Genomic DNA, 776 nt, shown 5'->3' on the forward strand with positions numbered 1-776 from the left:
CCGAGGTGAGCAAGGTGCCGGATGGTCACGTGCTCCGGCTGCGCAGCAACAACAACTCCAACGCCCAGTCGGGGACCAAGGTCGTGGACGTGACGGGCAGCTTCACCATCTCCGCCTGGGTCTACAACGAGGCGCCGGAGGGCCCGCGGACGGCGGTCAGCCAGGGCGACGGGGCCTCGTACTCCTTCGACCTCGGCCGGGACGTGGCCGCGGACGGCAAGAAGTCCTGGGTGTTCCGGGTGCAGACCGCGGACGGCGGCGCGGACGCCACGGTGGTCCAGGTCGCCTCCGAGAACCTGAACACGGTGGGGGAGTGGGCCCTGCTCACGGGGGTCTACGACCCGAGTGCCAAGTCCATCGCGCTGTACGTGAACGGCCAGCCGGCCGGGAAGAACTCCACCGCGCAGGTGTCGGGCATCTGGGCCGGTCCCGGCCCGCTGCAGCTCGGCCGGACCAGGCAGCACAAGCTGTGGACCGGTCACTGGGCCGGCGTGCTGGGGAGCATCAAGGTCTGGAACCAGGCACTGACGTCGGAGCAGGTCGCGACGCTCAAGACGAACGGCGTCAAGGAGAAGCCGGTGGCCTCCTGGCTGGTCGGCTGACGCCCGGTCGGATCTGACGATCCGTAACCTCGCAGCATACCCAGAACGGCACCCTTGTGATCATCACAAGATAGTCACGGGGGTGCCTGTGGTGCGTAGGCATCCGCTAAGGTCTGGAGTGAATAGGGCCGGTTCGAGCGCGCACCGCAAAGTGCGGCATGGACCGGCCTTCTG

1 protein-coding gene is annotated in these 776 nt (G+C 67.9%); it reads left to right on the plus strand.

Annotated elements, in window-relative coordinates:
- Window positions 1-602 (plus strand): LamG domain-containing protein (locus tag ABD323_RS42515; RefSeq protein WP_344447407.1); only part of this gene is annotated, 602 nt, incomplete at its 5' end.
- Between the last annotated feature and the right edge of the window lie 174 nt (window positions 603-776).

This window comes from Kitasatospora nipponensis, from assembly GCF_039528135.1.
Lineage (GTDB): Bacteria > Actinomycetota > Actinomycetes > Streptomycetales > Streptomycetaceae > Kitasatospora > Kitasatospora nipponensis.